Annotated in this window: 1 protein-coding gene; it reads left to right on the forward strand. The window is 61.1% G+C overall.

The window, feature by feature from the left end:
- Positions 1-257, forward strand: a 257-nt coding sequence (locus AC0L20_RS41285; RefSeq protein ID WP_473295875.1) for a HAMP domain-containing protein, incomplete at both ends; no start/stop codon positions are given.

The raw sequence follows: 257 nt of genomic DNA on the forward strand, positions 1-257 counted from the left end.
AAGCAGCAACTGGAGCAACGCCTGGCCCAAAAGCGCCTGCACATGGTGCTGCTGGTCACGGCGCTGGCCGCGGTGTTTGCCCTGATTTTCTATCTGTATGCCGGCTTCTACGCCTCCACGCGCAGCACCTTGCGCAGCCTCGGGGCGATGATGGACAAGGTGGCCGCTGGCGATATGACGGTCAGCTTCGTTGCCCAAAGCCGCGATGAGCTGGGTGATCTGGGCCAGGTATTCAATGGGACTGTAGCCAGGATCCA

It is taken from the genome of Bradyrhizobium sp. Kon58, assembly GCF_055807455.1.